This is a genomic window from Streptomyces sp. NPDC058092 (assembly GCF_042884935.1).
GTDB lineage: Bacteria > Actinomycetota > Actinomycetes > Streptomycetales > Streptomycetaceae > Streptomyces.
Window position 1 is genome coordinate 399,248 of sequence record NZ_JBHVSY010000003.1, and the last position, 14,875, is coordinate 414,122.

The 14,875-nt window shown below is 71.2% G+C and carries 14 protein-coding genes and 2 pseudogenes; 8 read left to right on the forward strand and 8 right to left on the reverse strand.

What is annotated here, in order from left to right; translation table 11 throughout:
* Nucleotides 1-44: 44 nt before the first annotated feature.
* Entirely contained in the window at nt 45-635 is a 591-nt protein-coding gene (locus ACFVV1_RS08045) for a hypothetical protein (RefSeq protein WP_389986155.1), read from the forward strand.
* A gap of 138 nt (nt 636-773) precedes the next feature.
* On the opposite strand, the gene ACFVV1_RS08050 is transcribed toward ACFVV1_RS08045, so the two are convergent.
* Nucleotides 774-1,334 (reverse strand): NADPH-dependent FMN reductase, encoded by a 561-nt coding sequence (locus tag ACFVV1_RS08050; protein ID WP_389986158.1) that lies wholly within the window; start codon nt 1,332-1,334, stop codon nt 774-776.
* Nucleotides 1,335-1,454: 120 nt separating this feature from the next.
* Here ACFVV1_RS08050 and ACFVV1_RS08055 point away from each other — a divergent pair.
* Nucleotides 1,455-2,096 (forward strand): annotated as a pseudogene (locus ACFVV1_RS08055) (TetR/AcrR family transcriptional regulator); the annotation flags it as partial.
* Between the two features lie 88 nt (nt 2,097-2,184).
* Here the strand turns inward: ACFVV1_RS08055 and ACFVV1_RS08060 are convergent.
* Nucleotides 2,185-4,692 (reverse strand): glycoside hydrolase family 65 protein, encoded by a 2,508-nt coding sequence (locus ACFVV1_RS08060; RefSeq protein ID WP_389986161.1) that lies wholly within the window; start codon nt 4,690-4,692, stop codon nt 2,185-2,187.
* Nucleotides 4,692-5,453: an HAD family hydrolase gene (locus tag ACFVV1_RS08065; RefSeq protein ID WP_389986164.1), complete on the reverse strand. Its 762-nt coding sequence runs from the start codon at nt 5,451-5,453 to the stop codon at nt 4,692-4,694. Before ACFVV1_RS08065 ends, ACFVV1_RS08060 begins: the two co-directional genes overlap by 1 nt.
* A 284-nt stretch (nt 5,454-5,737) precedes the next feature.
* Between ACFVV1_RS08065 and ACFVV1_RS08070 the strand changes: the two genes are divergently transcribed.
* Together ACFVV1_RS08070 and ACFVV1_RS08075 are read left to right on the forward strand one after the other, a co-directional pair.
* Complete coding sequence (locus ACFVV1_RS08070) at nt 5,738-6,739, forward strand: Acg family FMN-binding oxidoreductase (protein ID WP_389986167.1); 1,002 nt, start codon at nt 5,738-5,740, stop codon at nt 6,737-6,739.
* A 28-nt stretch (nt 6,740-6,767) separates the two neighbouring features.
* Nucleotides 6,768-7,676 (forward strand): universal stress protein, encoded by a 909-nt coding sequence (locus tag ACFVV1_RS08075; RefSeq protein ID WP_389986170.1) that lies wholly within the window; start codon nt 6,768-6,770, stop codon nt 7,674-7,676.
* A gap of 9 nt (nt 7,677-7,685) precedes the next feature.
* Here ACFVV1_RS08075 and ACFVV1_RS08080 read toward each other — a convergent pair whose 3' ends face one another.
* On the reverse strand, nt 7,686-9,101 hold the full coding sequence (locus ACFVV1_RS08080) for an NAD(P)-binding domain-containing protein (protein WP_389986173.1): 1,416 nt from the start codon (nt 9,099-9,101) through the stop codon (nt 7,686-7,688).
* A gap of 140 nt (nt 9,102-9,241) precedes the next feature.
* Here ACFVV1_RS08080 and ACFVV1_RS08085 point away from each other — a divergent pair, with 140 nt between their 5' ends.
* Nucleotides 9,242-9,601: an ArsR/SmtB family transcription factor gene (locus tag ACFVV1_RS08085; RefSeq protein WP_389986176.1), complete on the forward strand. Its 360-nt coding sequence runs from the start codon at nt 9,242-9,244 to the stop codon at nt 9,599-9,601.
* 43 nt (nt 9,602-9,644) lie between these two features.
* On the opposite strand, the gene arsB is transcribed toward ACFVV1_RS08085, so the two are convergent.
* Both arsB and ACFVV1_RS08095 read right to left on the reverse strand, forming a co-directional pair.
* Entirely contained in the window at nt 9,645-10,745 is a 1,101-nt protein-coding gene (gene arsB / locus ACFVV1_RS08090; RefSeq protein WP_389986178.1) for an ACR3 family arsenite efflux transporter, read from the reverse strand.
* Complete coding sequence (locus ACFVV1_RS08095; RefSeq protein WP_389986181.1) at nt 10,745-11,056, reverse strand: ArsR/SmtB family transcription factor; 312 nt, start codon at nt 11,054-11,056, stop codon at nt 10,745-10,747. Before ACFVV1_RS08095 ends, arsB begins: the two co-directional genes overlap by 1 nt.
* 168 nt (nt 11,057-11,224) lie before the next feature.
* Between ACFVV1_RS08095 and ACFVV1_RS08100 the strand changes: the two genes are divergently transcribed.
* Nucleotides 11,225-11,638 (forward strand): arsenate reductase ArsC, encoded by a 414-nt coding sequence (locus ACFVV1_RS08100; RefSeq protein WP_389986183.1) that lies wholly within the window; start codon nt 11,225-11,227, stop codon nt 11,636-11,638.
* Nucleotides 11,639-11,678: 40 nt separating this feature from the next.
* Here ACFVV1_RS08100 and ACFVV1_RS08105 read toward each other — a convergent pair whose 3' ends face one another.
* A complete protein-coding gene (locus ACFVV1_RS08105; protein WP_389986186.1) occupies nt 11,679-11,972 on the reverse strand; it encodes a hypothetical protein in 294 nt (97 codons plus the stop codon).
* Between the two features lie 149 nt (nt 11,973-12,121).
* On the opposite strand from ACFVV1_RS08105, the gene ACFVV1_RS08110 reads away from it, so the two are divergent.
* Nucleotides 12,122-13,288 (forward strand): hypothetical protein, encoded by a 1,167-nt coding sequence (locus ACFVV1_RS08110; RefSeq protein ID WP_389986189.1) that lies wholly within the window; start codon nt 12,122-12,124, stop codon nt 13,286-13,288.
* 380 nt (nt 13,289-13,668) lie between these two features.
* Nucleotides 13,669-14,208, forward strand: a complete 540-nt coding sequence (locus tag ACFVV1_RS08115; RefSeq protein ID WP_389986192.1) for a GNAT family N-acetyltransferase — start codon at nt 13,669-13,671, stop codon at nt 14,206-14,208.
* Nucleotides 14,209-14,391: 183 nt separating this feature from the next.
* Here ACFVV1_RS08115 and ACFVV1_RS08120 read toward each other — a convergent pair.
* Nucleotides 14,392-14,850 (reverse strand): annotated as a pseudogene (locus tag ACFVV1_RS08120) (IS200/IS605 family accessory protein TnpB-related protein); the annotation flags it as partial.
* Nucleotides 14,851-14,875: the final 25 nt, after the last annotated feature.

The following is a 14,875-nucleotide window of genomic DNA, read 5'->3' on the forward strand; positions in this document are numbered from 1 at the left end:
CGGCGGGGGCTGCGTCTCCTAAGTAGTAGTCGGGTGGATGAGATATGCATCGCGGTGGCGGAGTGGGCGAAGGGACCGACGACTTGGGGCCCGAGCCTGCCCGGCGGGGTCGGCACCGGCGTGAGGCAGAGCGCAGACAGGGCATACAGGCCGGTGGTGCGCAGGGTGGCGGAGCCGGAAGCAGGAGTAGTGGCCGGGTGGGGGTGACCTACAAGTACTTCGGTGCCCCCGACGGGGCCACTGCGGCACGCGTGCCCATTTCGATGCGCCCCGAGGAGCTCGGGGGCGACGAACTGGGCATGGGCGGCATGTTCACGAAGATCAAGCCGGAGACGGTGGCGGCGATGATCCTCACCGGCATCCAGGGCGTACCCCTGCACAAGGTCCCCCCGCTGGAACTGGTCGTACTCCACCCCGATTACGCGGTGGTCAAGCTTCCGATGACGGTCGTCGACCCGCTGCGCGGCGTCGGCGACGAGTCGGTGGGCGCCGCAGCCTTCATCTGGTCCACGGTCCCGGACCGGGGCGGCCCGCGCGACGCGTTCAACGTCTATCAACTGCTGCACGAATGGCAGGACTTCAGCCACCGCCTGCACGATGCGGGGCATCAGGCGTACTGCCTGGTGTGGCCCTGAACCAGGAGTTCCTCGCGGGCCGGGGCGGGCGTTCGGGACGGAGTGGCCGATGAGCCGGGCCCGCCCGCGCTTGCGCGGTACGGCTTCGTGCGGCGGCGGCGCGGCATCCTCGGCGGGCCGCCGCCGCACGTGGCGGGATCAGGCAGCGGCGGACGCGGCCTGCTCGGTCACCTGGCGGATGACCTCGGTGAGCGCGGTGACGACCTCGGCGTCATCGGCGGGGTGCGTGTCCGCGAAGCGCGTCACGGAGCCGGGGATGGACAGCTTGACGTCCTCCAGGACCACACCGCCCGCGATCCCGGCGGACTTGCGGGCATCGTCCTGCGCCCACACGCCGCCGTACTGACCGAAGGCGGTGCCGACCACGGCGACCGGCTTGCCGGAGATGGCGCCGGCACCGAACGGGCGGGACAGCCAGTCGATGGCGTTCTTCAGGACGGCCGGCATGGTGCCGTTGTACTCGGGCGAGAACAGCAGGAAGGCGTCGGCCCGGCCGGCCACCTCGCGCAGCTGGACGGCAGCGGCCGGGACGCCTGCCTCGACATCGGTGTCCTCGTTGTAGAAGGGCACGTCGGCCAGGCCCTCGTACAGCTCGATGTCGACGCCCTCGGGGGCGTGCTTGGCGGCGGCTTCGGCGAGCTGGCGGTTGTGCGAGCCGGCGCGGAGGCTGCCGACGAGCGCGAGGATGCGTACAGACATGAGGAACTCCCAGAGGGCGGAGACTTCGGAACGGTTTCAAGCGGACCAGGGTCCGTTGAAATTTGTACCACTTAACCGGACCGCGGTCCACTTTTCCCCTCCGGGCGCTACTCTGAGTCCATGACCGGTCCCGATATCCCGCCGCTCAGACCGTCCGACCCCGGCGAGGCACGGGCGACTCTCCCCCTCGCCCCGACCGATGAACCGCCGCAGCTACGGGCGGACGCCGCACGCAATCGCACCCGCCTGCTGGACGCGGCCTCCCGGCTGATGACCCAGTGCGGAGCGGCGAACCTGACCATGGAGTCGGTGGCTGCCGCCGCGGGAGTCGGCAAAGGCACCGTCTTCCGGCGCTTCGGCGACCGCGCGGGGCTCCTGATCGCACTCCTGGACCACCGGGAGGTGCAGTTGCAGGCCGCCTTCCTCTCGGGGCCGCCGCCCCTGGGCCCCGACGCGCCCGCGGCGGAGCGGCTGCACGCCTTCGGGCCCGCCGTCCTGCGCCACGAACGCGATCACCACCCCCTGATCCTGGCCGGCCGGACCGACCCGCTGCGCACCTACACCGTCCCGGCGAGCCGTCTGCGGCTCAGCCACATCACGATGCTGCTGCGTGGGGCGCAGGTGGCGGGCGACCCGGACCTGCTCGCGCACACCCTGCTCGCGTCCATCGACACCGCTCTCGTCCACCACCTCACGCAGGAGCGCGGCATACCGCTGGAGCGCCTGGAGGAAGGCTGGCACCACCTGGTCACACGGCTCGGGGTGACCCGGCCGTCGGACCGGGGGGACTGTGCGGACTCGTCCGGCCGGGCGGTCTGTGCGGACTCGCCCGACGCCGAGGGCCGGGCGGCTAAGGGCCCGGCGGTGGAGGGCTGTGCCGGGTCGGGGGCAGATCGAGCCATCGGGCCGTACCGGGTGTGATCACATGGGTGTGGCCTCCCAGGACGACCCGGACGGCCGGGTGGTGCGAGTCCGGTACGGCGATCCGGAGCCGCTGGGAACGGAGGCGCAGGTCCACGTCCCAGTGGCGGCGGAACCGGATCCGTACCCCGAATTTCGAAAGCTGCGGCAGCGGGGCCGGCGCGAGCCACAGTGCGTCGTCGCGGGTCTCCAGTCCCGTCATTCCGCGCTGTACGAAGTCGAGGGTGCCCGCCATCGCCCCCAGGTGGATGCCTTCTTCGGTGGTGCCGCCCTGGATGTCGGCCACGTCCCCGGTCAGGGCCTCCTCGCAGTACTTCCACGCCGCCTCGCGGCGTACCCGGGCCAGCACCCAGGCATGGACCAGGGAGCTGAGCGTGGAGCCGTGGCTCGTACGAGCGAGGTAGTAGTCGACGGTGGCGCGCCAGGTGTCCTCGTCCAGCGGGTACCCGAGCCGCCGGAAGAGGCCCGCGAGTTCTTCCGGCGAGAAGAGGTAGCCGAGCATCAGCACGTCGGCCTGCTTGGACGCCTGGTAGCGGTTGACCGTGTCGCCCTCCGCCTCCAGGATCCGGTCCAGCCGCCGGATGTCCCCGTACCGCCTCCGGTACCCCTCCCAGTCGAACTCCTCCAGCTCCCCGTAACCGGCGAACTGGCTGATGACGCCCCGGTGATACGGCACATGCAGCCGGCGGGAGATGTCCTCCCAGCGTTCCGGTTCGGCGGCATCGAGACGCATCCGGTCGCACAGCCGCCGACGCCGTGTCTCGGGCAGGGCCCGGTACAGCTCCGTCGAACGTGACAGAACCCAGGCCGCTGTCACGTTCGTGTACGTGTTGTCGTCGAGGCCCGCCGCCTCCGTTCCCGGATAGGCGTCGTGGTACTCGTCCGGCCCGACGACACCACGGATGCGATACCGGGCCAGGGACTCGTCCCATGCGGCGCTGTCCGCCCAGAACCTGGCGATCTGCAGCAACATCTCCGCACCCCTGGAGTACAGGTACTCGGTGTCCCCGGTGGCCTGGCAGTACTGCCACACGTTGTACGCGACGGCGGAGCCGACGTGGTGCTGCAGCCGGGAGCGGTCGGGCAGCCAGCGCCCCGAGTGCGGGTTGAGATGGAGTTCCTGGGTCTCCTCGCGTCCGTCGGCGGCGCTCTGCCAGGGATACATCGCCCCCGCCCGGCCGGCCTCGCGCGCCGCTCGGCAGGCTGCGGGCAGCCTCCGGTAGCGGTAGTCGAGGAGGCCCCGGGAGACTTCCGGGAGATGCAGATTCAGGAACGGCAGTACGAACAGCTCGTCCCAGAAGACATGGCCGCGATACGCCTCGCCGTGCAGCCCTCGGGCCGGTACGCCGACATCGAGTCCGGCGGTGTGCGGGGAGAGCGTCTGCAGTACGTGGAAGAGGTGCAGCCGGAGAACGCGTCCCGCTTCGCCCGGGACGTCCAGCCGGACCTGCCCCCACAGATCGGCCCAGGCCTGCCGGTGCGAGGACAGCAGCTGCGCGAAGTCCGGGGCCCTTCGCACCGCGGCCACGGCTGCCCGCAGCGGGCTGCCGATCGCGAGGTCGCGGGTGGTGTGGAGGGCCACCGTCTTGTCGACGGCGACGGTGGCGGTGATGTCGGAGTCCGGGTTCAGCGGCAGCACCAGCCGTTGGAAGACCGTCTTCTCCGTCTGCCGGGGGCGGGGGTGCGAATCGGGTCCAGGGCCGGGGCCGGCGTCGGGGCCGGGTTCACCGCCGTACACCGCCAGCGTGCGGGCCGCCAGCGCGACACCGATGTCCGACTCCACCGTGCGGCACTTCAGCGACACCACACCGTCCTCGTCCGCGCCGGTCACCCAGCCGGTGAGGTGCTGGTCCGACAGATCCCGGTACCGCGCGACGCCGCAGTTGCGGACGCCGCCGTCGATCCCCGCCTCCACCTCGATCACGCCCGCCCACCCCTCCGCCCAGAACACCGTGTGCAGGGCGGCGAGATGCGGATCGCCCATGTGCACCAGACGGCACTGCTCCACGTGCAGCCGCCGGCCCGCCGCGTCCTCGTAGACGGACCGGCGGGTCAGCGTGCCGTCGCGCAGATCGAGTGACCGACCGTGTTCCACGAGGTGTTCGTGGTCCGGGGTGAGCCACGGTCCCGGCGTGGCACCGGCAGGGTGGATGCGATAGTGCAGCGGCAGCCAGTTCGGGAGGTTGACCAGGTCCTCGTTCTCGACCCGGCGACCCCGCACCGTGGAGGTCAGCCGGTTGTAGCAGCCCGCCACGTAGGTGCCGGGGTAGTGCGGCCACGGCTCGGACGACGTCTCGGGCGTCGAAGGTGTCACAGGTGTCTCGGATGCGGCTCCGCGGGTGGCGAAGTACCCGTTGCCGAGCGTGCACAGCGCCTCCCGCAGCCGTTCCTCCCTCGGGTCGTATCCCTCGTACAACCAGGTCCAGGCCGACGTCATCAGCCGTCACCGGCCGTCAGCAGGTCCCCCGGATCGGACACCACGAGGTCGGCACCGTGGCCGCGCAGTTCGGCGGCGCTGGTGGGGCCGCCCGTACGGTCCACGCCGACCACGAGTCCGAAGCCGCCCCGGCGCCCGGCCTCGACCCCGGCCAGCGCGTCCTCCACCACGGCCGTGTCCCGGACCGGGACCCGCAGGCGCCTCGCCGCTTCGACGAAGAGCGCGGGGTCCGGCTTTCCCGGCAGCCGCAGCCGATGCGCCTCGTTCCCGTCGACCACGGCGTCGAACCGGTCGATGAGGCCGGCCCGCGACAGCAGTTCCGTCGCGTGCCGGGACGCGGATACGGCGGCGCACGGCATCCGTTCGCCGCGCAGCACGTCGAGGAGGCGGACCGTGCCGGGCCAGACGTCGATGGGGTCGGTACGCAGGCTCTGCGTGAACAGCTCGTCCTTGCGGGCCGCGATCGCCCACACGGTCGCGGTTCCGGGCGGGTCGTCGGGGCTTCCTTCGGGGAGGTCCAGCCCCCTCGATGCCAGGAACGCCGCCGCACCGTCCCTCCGCGAGCGGCCGTCGACGTGCCGCAGGTAGTCGTCGACGGCATCGAAGGGCCGCTGCCCCCCGACGGCCGACAGACAGGCGTCGAACGCCTTCTTCCAGGCTGCGGCGTGGCTCCGGGCGGAGTCGGTGATCACTCCGTCCGTGTCGAAGACCACGGCCCGCACGGAACGCAGGCACGGTGCCGGGGACAGTGCGGCTGCCATGATCGGGGGTCCCTTCGTCAGGGGCTCCTTTTCATGGCATCACGGTTCCGGCGCAGGGGCGCGGCGTGACACCGTACGACGTTGCAGCGTCACGACGTCCCAGCAGTCCCAGTGGTCCCGGCGTTGCGACGCGTCGCAACGAGTCGGCTGCGCGGTTGCGCGGCCGTACGGGGCGCGAGGGCCGTCCGGAGCCCGCGGCGGGACGAACGGCCCATCCCACCGGGACGAGATCTGTTCCATGCTGGAGAGACACATCGACCGTTCCCGATCTCCCGGGGGTCCCGATGCTCAGCCAGTCACTCGAGGACACGACGCTGACCGGCCTGGTCGCCGATGCCACCGCCGCCCCCTCCATGCACAACGCCCAGCCCTGGCAGTTCCGCTACACCCGCGCCGGCCGGACCCTCACGCTCCTGGCAGATCTCCGCCGTGCACTGCCGGAGGCCGACCCCGCCACCCGTGCACTGCACGTGGGGTGCGGCGCGGCCCTGCTGAATCTGCGGGTGTCCGCCGCCCACCACGGCCTGGAGGCGGTCACCGCGCTGCTGCCCGCACCGTCGGACCCGGCCGTACTGGCCACCGTCCGGTTCGGCGTCCGCCCCCACGTTCCGCGCAAGCCCGAGGACGAAGCGCTCGCCGCTCTCCACCCCGCGATTCCGGACCGGCACACCAGCCGCTACCCGTTCGACGAGCAGCCGATCCCCGAGGACGTCCGCGCGCGCCTGACCGAAGCGGCCCGGGTCGAGGGCGCGGACTTCACCTTCCTGGTCTCGCCGCATCTGGAGACCGTGCTCGAACTGATCCGGGACGCCGAGGGGTACAACCGCGGGGACCCGGCACGGAAGGCGGAGCAGGAGCACTGGACCCGGAACACGAAGACCGAGGCGCCCGTCGACGGAATCCCCGACTACGCCCTCGGCCCCCGCGACGCCTCCGAACGAGCCACCACCCGCGACTTCGCGAACACCGGCGTACTCCCGGGCCGGCCACGCGTCCCGTTCGAGAAGCGGCCGCAACTGGCCCTGCTGACCACCCCGGGCGACCACGCCATGGACTGGCTGCGCGCCGGTCAGGCGCTGGAGCGCGTCCTGCTCACGGCCACGCTCCACCGGGTGTCCACCTCGTTCTCGGCCCAGCCCGTCGAATGGCCGGACCTGCGATGGCTGCTGCGCGACCCGGTCTTCGGCACGGGACAGGCCCAGATGATCGTCCGCCTGGGATATGGACCGAGGGGGCCACGTACGCCGCGCCGCCCCCTGGGCCAGGTACTGACCATCGAACCGTAGAACATCCGTACGAAAGGCGGTGGGAGCGATGCTGCTCCCCGTAGTCGTCGGAGTGGACGGATCAGAGGGCAGTCTCCGCGCCCTGGACTGGGCGGCGGCGGAAGCGGCCCGCTCGCAGCATCCCCTGCGCGTCGTCCACGCCTCGCTGTGGGAACGCTACGAGGGCATGCACCCCGCCTCCGACAGCGAGCGTCCCACCGAAAAGGCCCTCGCCGAGCATCTCGTCGCCACCGCCCGTGAACGCGCCCAGCGGCTCGGGCCCGAGGTGGCCGTGGCGGCCTCCGTGGAACCCGAGGACCCGGTGGCCGCACTCGTCAGGGAGAGCCACGAGGCGGCCATGGTCGTCCTCGGCTCCCGCGGCCGCGGCCGGATCGCCGGGATGCTCCTGGGGTCCGTCAGCCTCGCGCTCGCCGGCCGGTCCCACTGCCCGGTCGTGGTGATCCCGGCGAGGACACCGGACACCCCGCCGCGGTCCGGCCGCGTCGTGGTCGGGATCAGCGACGCCGCGGAACCGTCGGCGGCCGCCGTCTTCGCCCTCGCCCAGGCCGCTTCGCGCCACGGCGAACTGGTCGCCGTACGGGCCTGGCGCCGCCCCGCCCACCACGCGGTGGTCCATCCGCTCATCTCGGGTTCCCCGGCCTCCGCGCACCACCGGCAGGCCGAGGAGCACCTCGAAGAGGTACTGGCGGGGCTGGACCGGACCGGTGCCCCGGACGTCACCATCCACAGGTCGGTGGTGCAGGGGCCGGTCCACCAGGAATTGATCGAAGCCGCCGAGGGTGCGGAACTGCTGGTCGTCGGCGCGCGGCGGCCCGGCGGATGGCACGGCACCCACTTGGGCCCGGTGAACCACGCGATGCTGCACTACGCGCCCTGCCCGGTCGCCGTCGTCCCCGACGCATACCGCCGCCCCGAGCCCGAGCCCGATACGGACTGAGCCGAATGTTCAGCAACAGCCGCTGGGGGCGCCGATCTGCAAGGTGCGCGAAGCCGCCGGAGCCGTAACCGGAGCCGGAGTCGTAGCCGGAGCCGTACAGCAGCCGCCCCCGCCGCTCTCGCCGCTCTCACCCGCGGCCGCGTCCGGGTCGTCGAAGAGTCCCGCGCCGCCGCAGACACCGGTCTCCGGCAGGGTCAGTTCGACGCGCTCGGCCGCTTCCCTGTCGCCCGCGAGGGCGGCCGCGACCGAGCGGACCTGCTCGTAGCCGGTCATGGCGAGGAAGGTCGGGGCGCGGCCGTAGGACTTCATGCCGACGACGTAGACGTCCTGCTCCGGGTGGGCCAGTTCCTTGGCGCCGTGCGGGTAGACGGTGCCGCAGGAGTGCTGATTGGGGTCGATGAGCGGGGCGAGCTCCACCGGGGCCTGGAGGCGCTCGTCGAGGTTGAGGCGCAGTTCGGACAGGACTCCGGTGTCGGGGCGGAAGCCGGTCAGGGCGATGACCTCGTCCACGGGGTCGAGGCGGCGGCCGTCCTCCGCGACGAGGACCAGTTGGTCGCCGAACCCCTCGACGGCGGTGGTGCGGAACCCGGTGACGGCGTCGGCGTGTCCGTCGTCGACGGCCTCCTTGGCAGCGAGGCCGAGGGCGCCGCGGGCCGGGAGCTGGTCGGCGGTGCCGCCGCCGAAGGTGGAGCCGCTGATGCCGCGCCGCAGAATCCATACGACGTGGGTGCCGGGAACGTCCTCGGCGAGGCCGGCCAGATACGCGAGGGCGGTGAACGCGGAGGCGCCGGAGCCGATGACAGCGGTGCGCCGGCCCGCGTACCGGCTGCGCACGGCCGGGTCGTCGAGGTCGGGCACCCGGTACGAGATGCGCTCCGTGGCCGCGCGCTCGCCGAGTGCGGGGAGGCCGTCGGCGCCGATCGGGCCGGGGCCGGTCCACGTACCGGACGCGTCGATGACGGCGCGGGCGGTGATCCGCTCCTCGGTGCCGTCGGCGAGCGCGAGGTGGACGGTGAAGGGCTGTGCCGCACGGTCGGCGTCGACGACGCGGTCGCGGCCGAGGCGGGAGACGCCGGTGACCCGGGCCCCGTAACGGACCCTGCTGCCCAGCGCGTCGGCGAGCGGCTGAAGGCAGCGCTCGGCCCAGTCGCCGCCGGAGGGATACGCGGCACCGTCGGGCGCCGTCCAGCCCGTGGGGGCGAGGAGCTTCTCGGCGGCCGGGTCGACGAGCTCGGACCAGGTGGAGAACAGCCGTACGTGGCTCCACTCGCGCACGGCGGACGCGGCGCGCGGACCGGCCTCCAGGACCAGGGGTTCGATGCCGCGCTCGACGAGGTGGGCCGCGGCGGCGAGACCGATCGGGCCCGCCCCGATCACCACGGTGGGCAGGGCGGTTGCGGACACGTCAGCGGTCGGCACAGTCACGTCGACTCCCCTTGTTGTTTCGACTTCCATCGATGGATTGCCCGGCCAGCATCCCCCTTGCTTCGATGAACGTCAACATAGACATCCATCGAACCGGATCCATCAGCCGCCGTTGGTTCGACGCATGTCAACATAGACGTATGTCGAATGCCAAGGTGTTGCCGCTGCTGGAGCCGGAGGCCGCTCCGTGCTGCCCGCCGCTGACCGAGCGTCCGCTGACCGCCGAGGAGGCCGTACGCACGGCCGGGATGTTCAAGGCGCTCGGCGATCCGGTCCGGCTGAGGCTGTTCTCACTGGTCGCCTCGCACGAGGGTGGCGAGGCGTGCGTCTGCGACATCTCCGACGTGGGGGTCTCGCAGCCGACCGTCTCCCACCACCTGAAGAAGCTGAAGGAAGCCGGCCTGCTCACCTCCGAGCGGCGCGGCACCTGGGTCTACTACCGCGTCGAGCCGTCCGTGCTCGCCGCCATGGGCCAGATGCTGCGGACCTCCCGGCCGTAGAGCGTCGGCCGCCCGCCTTCTCCCGTACGCACGCCCCACACGCTCAGGAGCGCGGCGCGAACCTCTTGCGCCAGGCCAGCGACACGTACACCAGGGCGATCAGGACCGGAACCTCGATCAGCGGCCCGACCACACCGGACAGCGCCTGCCCCGACGTCACCCCGAACGTGGCGATGGCGACCGCGATGGCCAGCTCGAAATTGTTGCCGGCGGCCGTGAAGGCCAGCGTCGCGGTGCGGTCGTAGCCGAGACCGATGGTCCTGCCGAGCAGAAACGTGCCGAACCACATCACCGCGAAGTAGACCAGCAGCGGCACCGCGATGCGGACGACGTCCAGCGGCCGGGAGGTGATGGTTCCGCCCTGGAGCGCGAAGAGGATGACGATCGTGAAGAGCAGCCCGTACAGGGCCCATGGGCCGATCCGCGGCAGGAACTTCGCCTCGTAGCCGTCACGCCCCATCCTCTTCTCGCCGACGCGGCGCGTCAGTAAGCCGGCCAGCAGCGGGACGCCGAGGAAGACGACGACATTGAGGGCGATCTTCCCCATGGAGATGTCGAGCTCCTGGCCGTCGCCGAGGCCGAGCCAACCGGGCAGCAGGTCGAGGTAGAACCAGCCCAGCACCCCGAACGCGACGACCTGGAAGACCGAGTTGAGCGCCACGAGCACGGCGGCGGCTTCCCGGTCGCCGCAGGCCAGGTCGTTCCAGATGATGACCATGGCGATGCAGCGGGCCAGGCCGACGATGATCAGACCGGTGCGGTACTCGGGCAGATCGGGAAGGAAGATCCAGGCCAGCGCGAACATGACGGCGGGCCCGACGATCCAGTTGATGACCAGGGACGACACCATGAGTCTGCGGTCGCCGGTGACGGCGTCGAGCCTGTCGTAACGGACCTTGGCCAGGACCGGATACATCATGACCAGCAGGCCGACGGCGATCGGCAGCGAGATGCCGCCGATCTCGACCTCGGCGAGAGCGTCGTCGAGCCCCGGGATCAGCCGGCCGAGCCCCAGCCCGAGACCCATGGCGATCAGGATCCACACGGCGAGGAACCGGTCGAGCGTGGACAGCTTGGCGACGATCGAGCCGTCGCCGCCGCTCTGTGGCGGCGCGGCGGCGGCGCCCGGTTCGGTCGCGGTCATCAGCAGGCCCGCTTCCGGCCGGTCTCGACGGTCGTACGGGCGGCCGCGGCCAGCTCACCGAAGGAGCCGGCGAGCGCCTCGACGACCTCGGGCCGCAGCCTGTAGTACGTGAACCGGCCGCACGGCTCCGTCTCCACCACACCGGCCTCGCGCAGGACCTTCAGATGGTTGGAGAGGTTCGTCTGCCGCGCCCCCGTCTCCTGTACGAGGTGGGTGGTGCACAGGGTCTCGTGCGCGAGCAGGGTCACGATCTGCAGCCTGAGCGGGTCGGCGAGAACCCGGATCAGGTCAGTGGTGGCTGACGTCATCATGGACTGATATTTTCACATCAGCGACGACTGACACCACTACATGCTGATGTCACTCGCTCCCGACGCCGCTCACCCGCTCACCCGCTCACCGCCCAAGTCCAGCGCCAGCACCACCGCCACCGCCACCGCTGATGCCACCGCGCGACGCGCGACAGGAGAGTCCCCCCGATGCCCGACAAGCCCTCCGTGCTGTTCGTCTGTGTCCACAACGCCGGCCGCTCCCAGATGGCCGCCGCCTGGCTGACCCACCTGTCCGGGGACCGCGTCGAGGTCCGCTCGGCGGGATCGGACCCCGGCGACGCCGTGAACCCGGCCGCTGTCGAGGCGATGCGCGAGGTGGGCATCGACATCTCCGCCGAGATCCCGAAGATCCTCACGGTCGACGCGGTCCGCGAGTCGGACGTCTGCATCACCATGGGCTGCGGCGACACCTGCCCGGTCTTCCCCGGCAAGCGCTACCTGGACTGGAAGCTCGAAGACCCGGCAGGCCAGGGCGTCGAGGCCGTCCGCCCGATCCGCGACGAGATCAGGACCCTGGTCGAGGGCCTGATCGAGGAGATCGCCCCGGCGGCATCGAAGTAACGCCCACGGACCCGCCCCACCGCTTCACGGCCGCACTGCTTCACGGCCCCGACGGGTCTTCCGCACTCGACTCCCCCGCACCCGGCGTGGGGTAGACATCAGGGACATACGTCGTAGCCGGCCAAGGATCCCCGTACGCCGGAACGGTGCTCCACGGCGTGGGTTCGGGGGGTGCGAAGGGGCCGACGCGCTGCTCCATGAGGATCAGCATCACCACGGCGAAGAGCAGGCTGGACAGGATCAGCGCGAGACCGACGGGGTTCCGCGGGTTGTAGACGTAGCGACTTGTCCCCCACTTGCTGCGTATGAATACTGGCTCATCGTCACGATCCACAAACGGGATCCTATGTCGAACACTTGAGCAGCCGAGGAGTTCGGGCGCGGCATGATCGGCCCGTGGGCGCGGGCGGCTGTCAGTACCTGGCCGTACGGTTCTCCTCGTATCGGTTCGATGCGCTCATGCACGAGGGGGAGGGCCGACCCATGGCCAACGCTGCCGCCGCCGCACGTCTTGTCACCACGCTCACCGCACCGCTGGACCGCAAGCAGGACGCGGCGGACGCCCCGCGCCTCCTGTGGTGGCCCGCGCCACGGCCGGACGGACTGCCCGGCCAACGGCCGGACGGACGCCCCGCCCCCGCCCGGAACCTGCTTCTCCAGCGCGGCGACACCGAGTTGGCCGTCGCCGGAACGGACACCGAAAGCGCCCCGGCGATCCGCTTCCCCGCGCCCTGGCCCCGCCGTTTCGGCACCTGCACGGTAGCGCCGAGCGGCGATCTCGCGGTCTTCGCCGGAGTGCACGCGCTGCGCGCGGTGGACCCGACGGGCGCGGTGCGCTGGGAGATCCGGCACGGCTGCTGGGACGGCGGCTGCCGCACGCTCCACACCACGTACGAGGAGTACGCGACCGACCGTTCACATCTGTACGCGGACAGCGGCTCGGCCGTGTTCTCAGCGGACGGGACTCTCGTATGGGCCCACATCCGCGGCCCCGTCGCGGCGGCCGGACCGGACCCGGAGGCGCTGGACGAGTGGCTGGTCATCGACGCCGCCGAAGGACGGGTGCTCGGCCGGGCGGACGCGGAGACGGCGGCCGCGGGCTCGGACCACGTACCGCATCCCGACCCGGCCCTCATGGGGCTGTCCGTCGGCGAGGGCCAGGACGGCGCACCGATGCTGTGGGGCAGGTGGGACGGCAAGAAGCTCTCCGTCGAGCGGTTCTGCGACGACGAGCGGGTCCTGATGTCGGTGAGCCCGTCGGGCGAACGCTTCCTGACGGTGACTCATTACGAGGACACGCTCGGCATGCACGGGGTCGACGACGGTTCCGTACTGTGCGAACTCGACAGCGAAACCACCATTCCCCGCCACCCCGAGGCCGATCCCGACGACCGGGACGCCGACGAGACGCTCTGGGACTACGAGTGCGGTTTCCTGGACGAGGAGACCGTCATCGCCGGTACGTCGGAGAGCGACGAGGACTACGGCGAGCAGCGGCACTGGCTGGTGGGCACGGACGCGGCACGGATGCGGGTGGCCGCGCGGATCACGTACCCGTTCCCGATATCCGGCGGGGTCACAGCCCTCGGCGACGGCACCTGGTACACGGTGTCGGAGGCCGGCGACGCGCTGCACGTATGGAGCCGTTGAAGCGGCACCCCGGGCCCGCCACCTCCGCCCTCCACCCCTCCGTCCACCAATCACCCGCATTCGGCCATTCATTGACCGAAGAGTGATCTTCAGCTGACCTGCCGAATCTGCCGATGCAGAAGACATCTGCGTTGTTCGGCATTGTTCTGCGTTGTTCTGCGCCGCGAGGAGACCTGCCGTGGGCGACATCCTGCTGGCCCTGTCCATCCTCGTGCTGGTCTTCGCCGTCGGCATCTACGCGGCGTGCGAGAGCTGGTGGCGACGCCGGCACCCCACGCCACCGCCCTGTGCACCCATCGGGCGGCCCGGCTGGACGATCGACGGCGTTCGTCCCACGCTGACCCTGCCCGGCTGTCAGTGCCCCGCTCTACAGTTTTGGCATGGACCGCACCGCTTCATCTTCCGTACGGATCGAGCCCTGGTCGGAGACCGACCTGGCGCTGCTCCGCCGTGCCAACGCACCGGAGTTGATGGACCATCTGGGCGGGCCCGAGTCGGAGGAACAGCTCATAGCGCGTCACGAGCGCTATGTGGAGATGAGTGCGGACCGGACGGGCCGGGGCAGGATGTTCCGCATCGCCCTGGCCGGCGGGGACGAGGCCGTGGGCACGATCGGCTTCTGGGAGCGGACCTGGCAGGGCCGGGAGGTGTACGAGACGGGATGGGCCGTCCTCCCCGGATACCAGGGCCTGGGCATCGCGACGGCCGCCACGACAGCCGTGGCCGAACAGGCCCGCGCCGAGCACAGGCACCGCTGCCTGCACGCCTATCCGTCGGTCGACAACGGCGCGTCGAACGCGGTGTGCCGCAAGGCGGGCTTCACCCTGATCGGCCCGTGCGACTTCGAGTACCCGCCCGGCCATGCGCTGCTGACGAACGACTGGCGACTGGACCTCACCGTTCCTAGCCAGTGTGCATGAGCGGGTCTTGGACCCACTGATGTGTACTGGGCGCATCCCGAACGGTGTTGGATGCACTGGGTCCCCGCTTTCGCGTCCCGTTCGGTGGCACGTCTCTGGGGGCGTGGTCCCTGGCGGGTGGGCGGTTTCCGTCACGTCCTCGGGTGCCTGGCCTGGCCTGGGCGGTCCGATGCCCCGCGCAGCGAGACGGCGGGACTTGCGGAACCACTCACCCTTGGAGCGGTAGCCACCGGCGGCCCGCTTCGTGCCCCGCGCGCCGATGGGGAGGGACAGGCGGTGCCGCAGCGTCCCGATCCCGGCCTCCAGATTCCGGATGTGCGCCGCCTGACAACGGCGGGCGAGCGCCCACTGATCGTGCGTGGCCTTGATGATCGCACCGGCGATCCGCGACGACGACTGTGCAGTCAGGCCCCGCTTACGCGACGCCCAGGTCTCCGCGCTGTGCTCCAGACCATCCGCACAGCGAACCTTGAGATCACGGAAAGCGAGCGCGCCCTGATACGCACCGACCGCGCGCAGAACCTTCTCGTCCTGGGGCGTGAGGTGCTTAAGTCGGTCTCGGATCGCCACCCCGCAAGGCCCGGGCGCCACGAAGGGTGCCGCCAGCTCCCGCAAGCCACCCACCACAACACCCCCTCCCATGAGCCGGACACCCGCTACTCAGTCC

What these genes read in the sequence shown, in the direction of transcription:
- ACFVV1_RS08045 (WP_389986155.1), top strand. Translation starts at nt 45, where the DNA reads ATGCATCGCGGTGGCGGAGTGGGCGAAGGGACCGACGACTTGGGGCCC.
- ACFVV1_RS08100 (WP_389986183.1), top strand. Translation starts at nt 11,225, where the DNA reads ATGCCCGACAAGCCCTCCGTGCTGTTCGTCTGTGTCCACAACGCCGGC.
- ACFVV1_RS08070 (WP_389986167.1), top strand. Translation starts at nt 5,738, where the DNA reads ATGCTCAGCCAGTCACTCGAGGACACGACGCTGACCGGCCTGGTCGCC.
- ACFVV1_RS08075 (WP_389986170.1), top strand. Translation starts at nt 6,768, where the DNA reads ATGCTGCTCCCCGTAGTCGTCGGAGTGGACGGATCAGAGGGCAGTCTC.
- ACFVV1_RS08065 (WP_389986164.1), bottom strand. Translation starts at nt 5,453, where the DNA reads ATGGCAGCCGCACTGTCCCCGGCACCGTGCCTGCGTTCCGTGCGGGCC.
- ACFVV1_RS08110 (WP_389986189.1), top strand. Translation starts at nt 12,122, where the DNA reads ATGGCCAACGCTGCCGCCGCCGCACGTCTTGTCACCACGCTCACCGCA.
- ACFVV1_RS08060 (WP_389986161.1), bottom strand. Translation starts at nt 4,692, where the DNA reads ATGACGTCGGCCTGGACCTGGTTGTACGAGGGATACGACCCGAGGGAG.
- arsB (WP_389986178.1), bottom strand. Translation starts at nt 10,745, where the DNA reads ATGACCGCGACCGAACCGGGCGCCGCCGCCGCGCCGCCACAGAGCGGC.
- ACFVV1_RS08050 (WP_389986158.1), bottom strand. Translation starts at nt 1,334, where the DNA reads ATGTCTGTACGCATCCTCGCGCTCGTCGGCAGCCTCCGCGCCGGCTCG.
- ACFVV1_RS08115 (WP_389986192.1), top strand. Translation starts at nt 13,669, where the DNA reads ATGGACCGCACCGCTTCATCTTCCGTACGGATCGAGCCCTGGTCGGAG.
- ACFVV1_RS08095 (WP_389986181.1), bottom strand. Translation starts at nt 11,056, where the DNA reads ATGATGACGTCAGCCACCACTGACCTGATCCGGGTTCTCGCCGACCCG.
- ACFVV1_RS08085 (WP_389986176.1), top strand. Translation starts at nt 9,242, where the DNA reads ATGTCGAATGCCAAGGTGTTGCCGCTGCTGGAGCCGGAGGCCGCTCCG.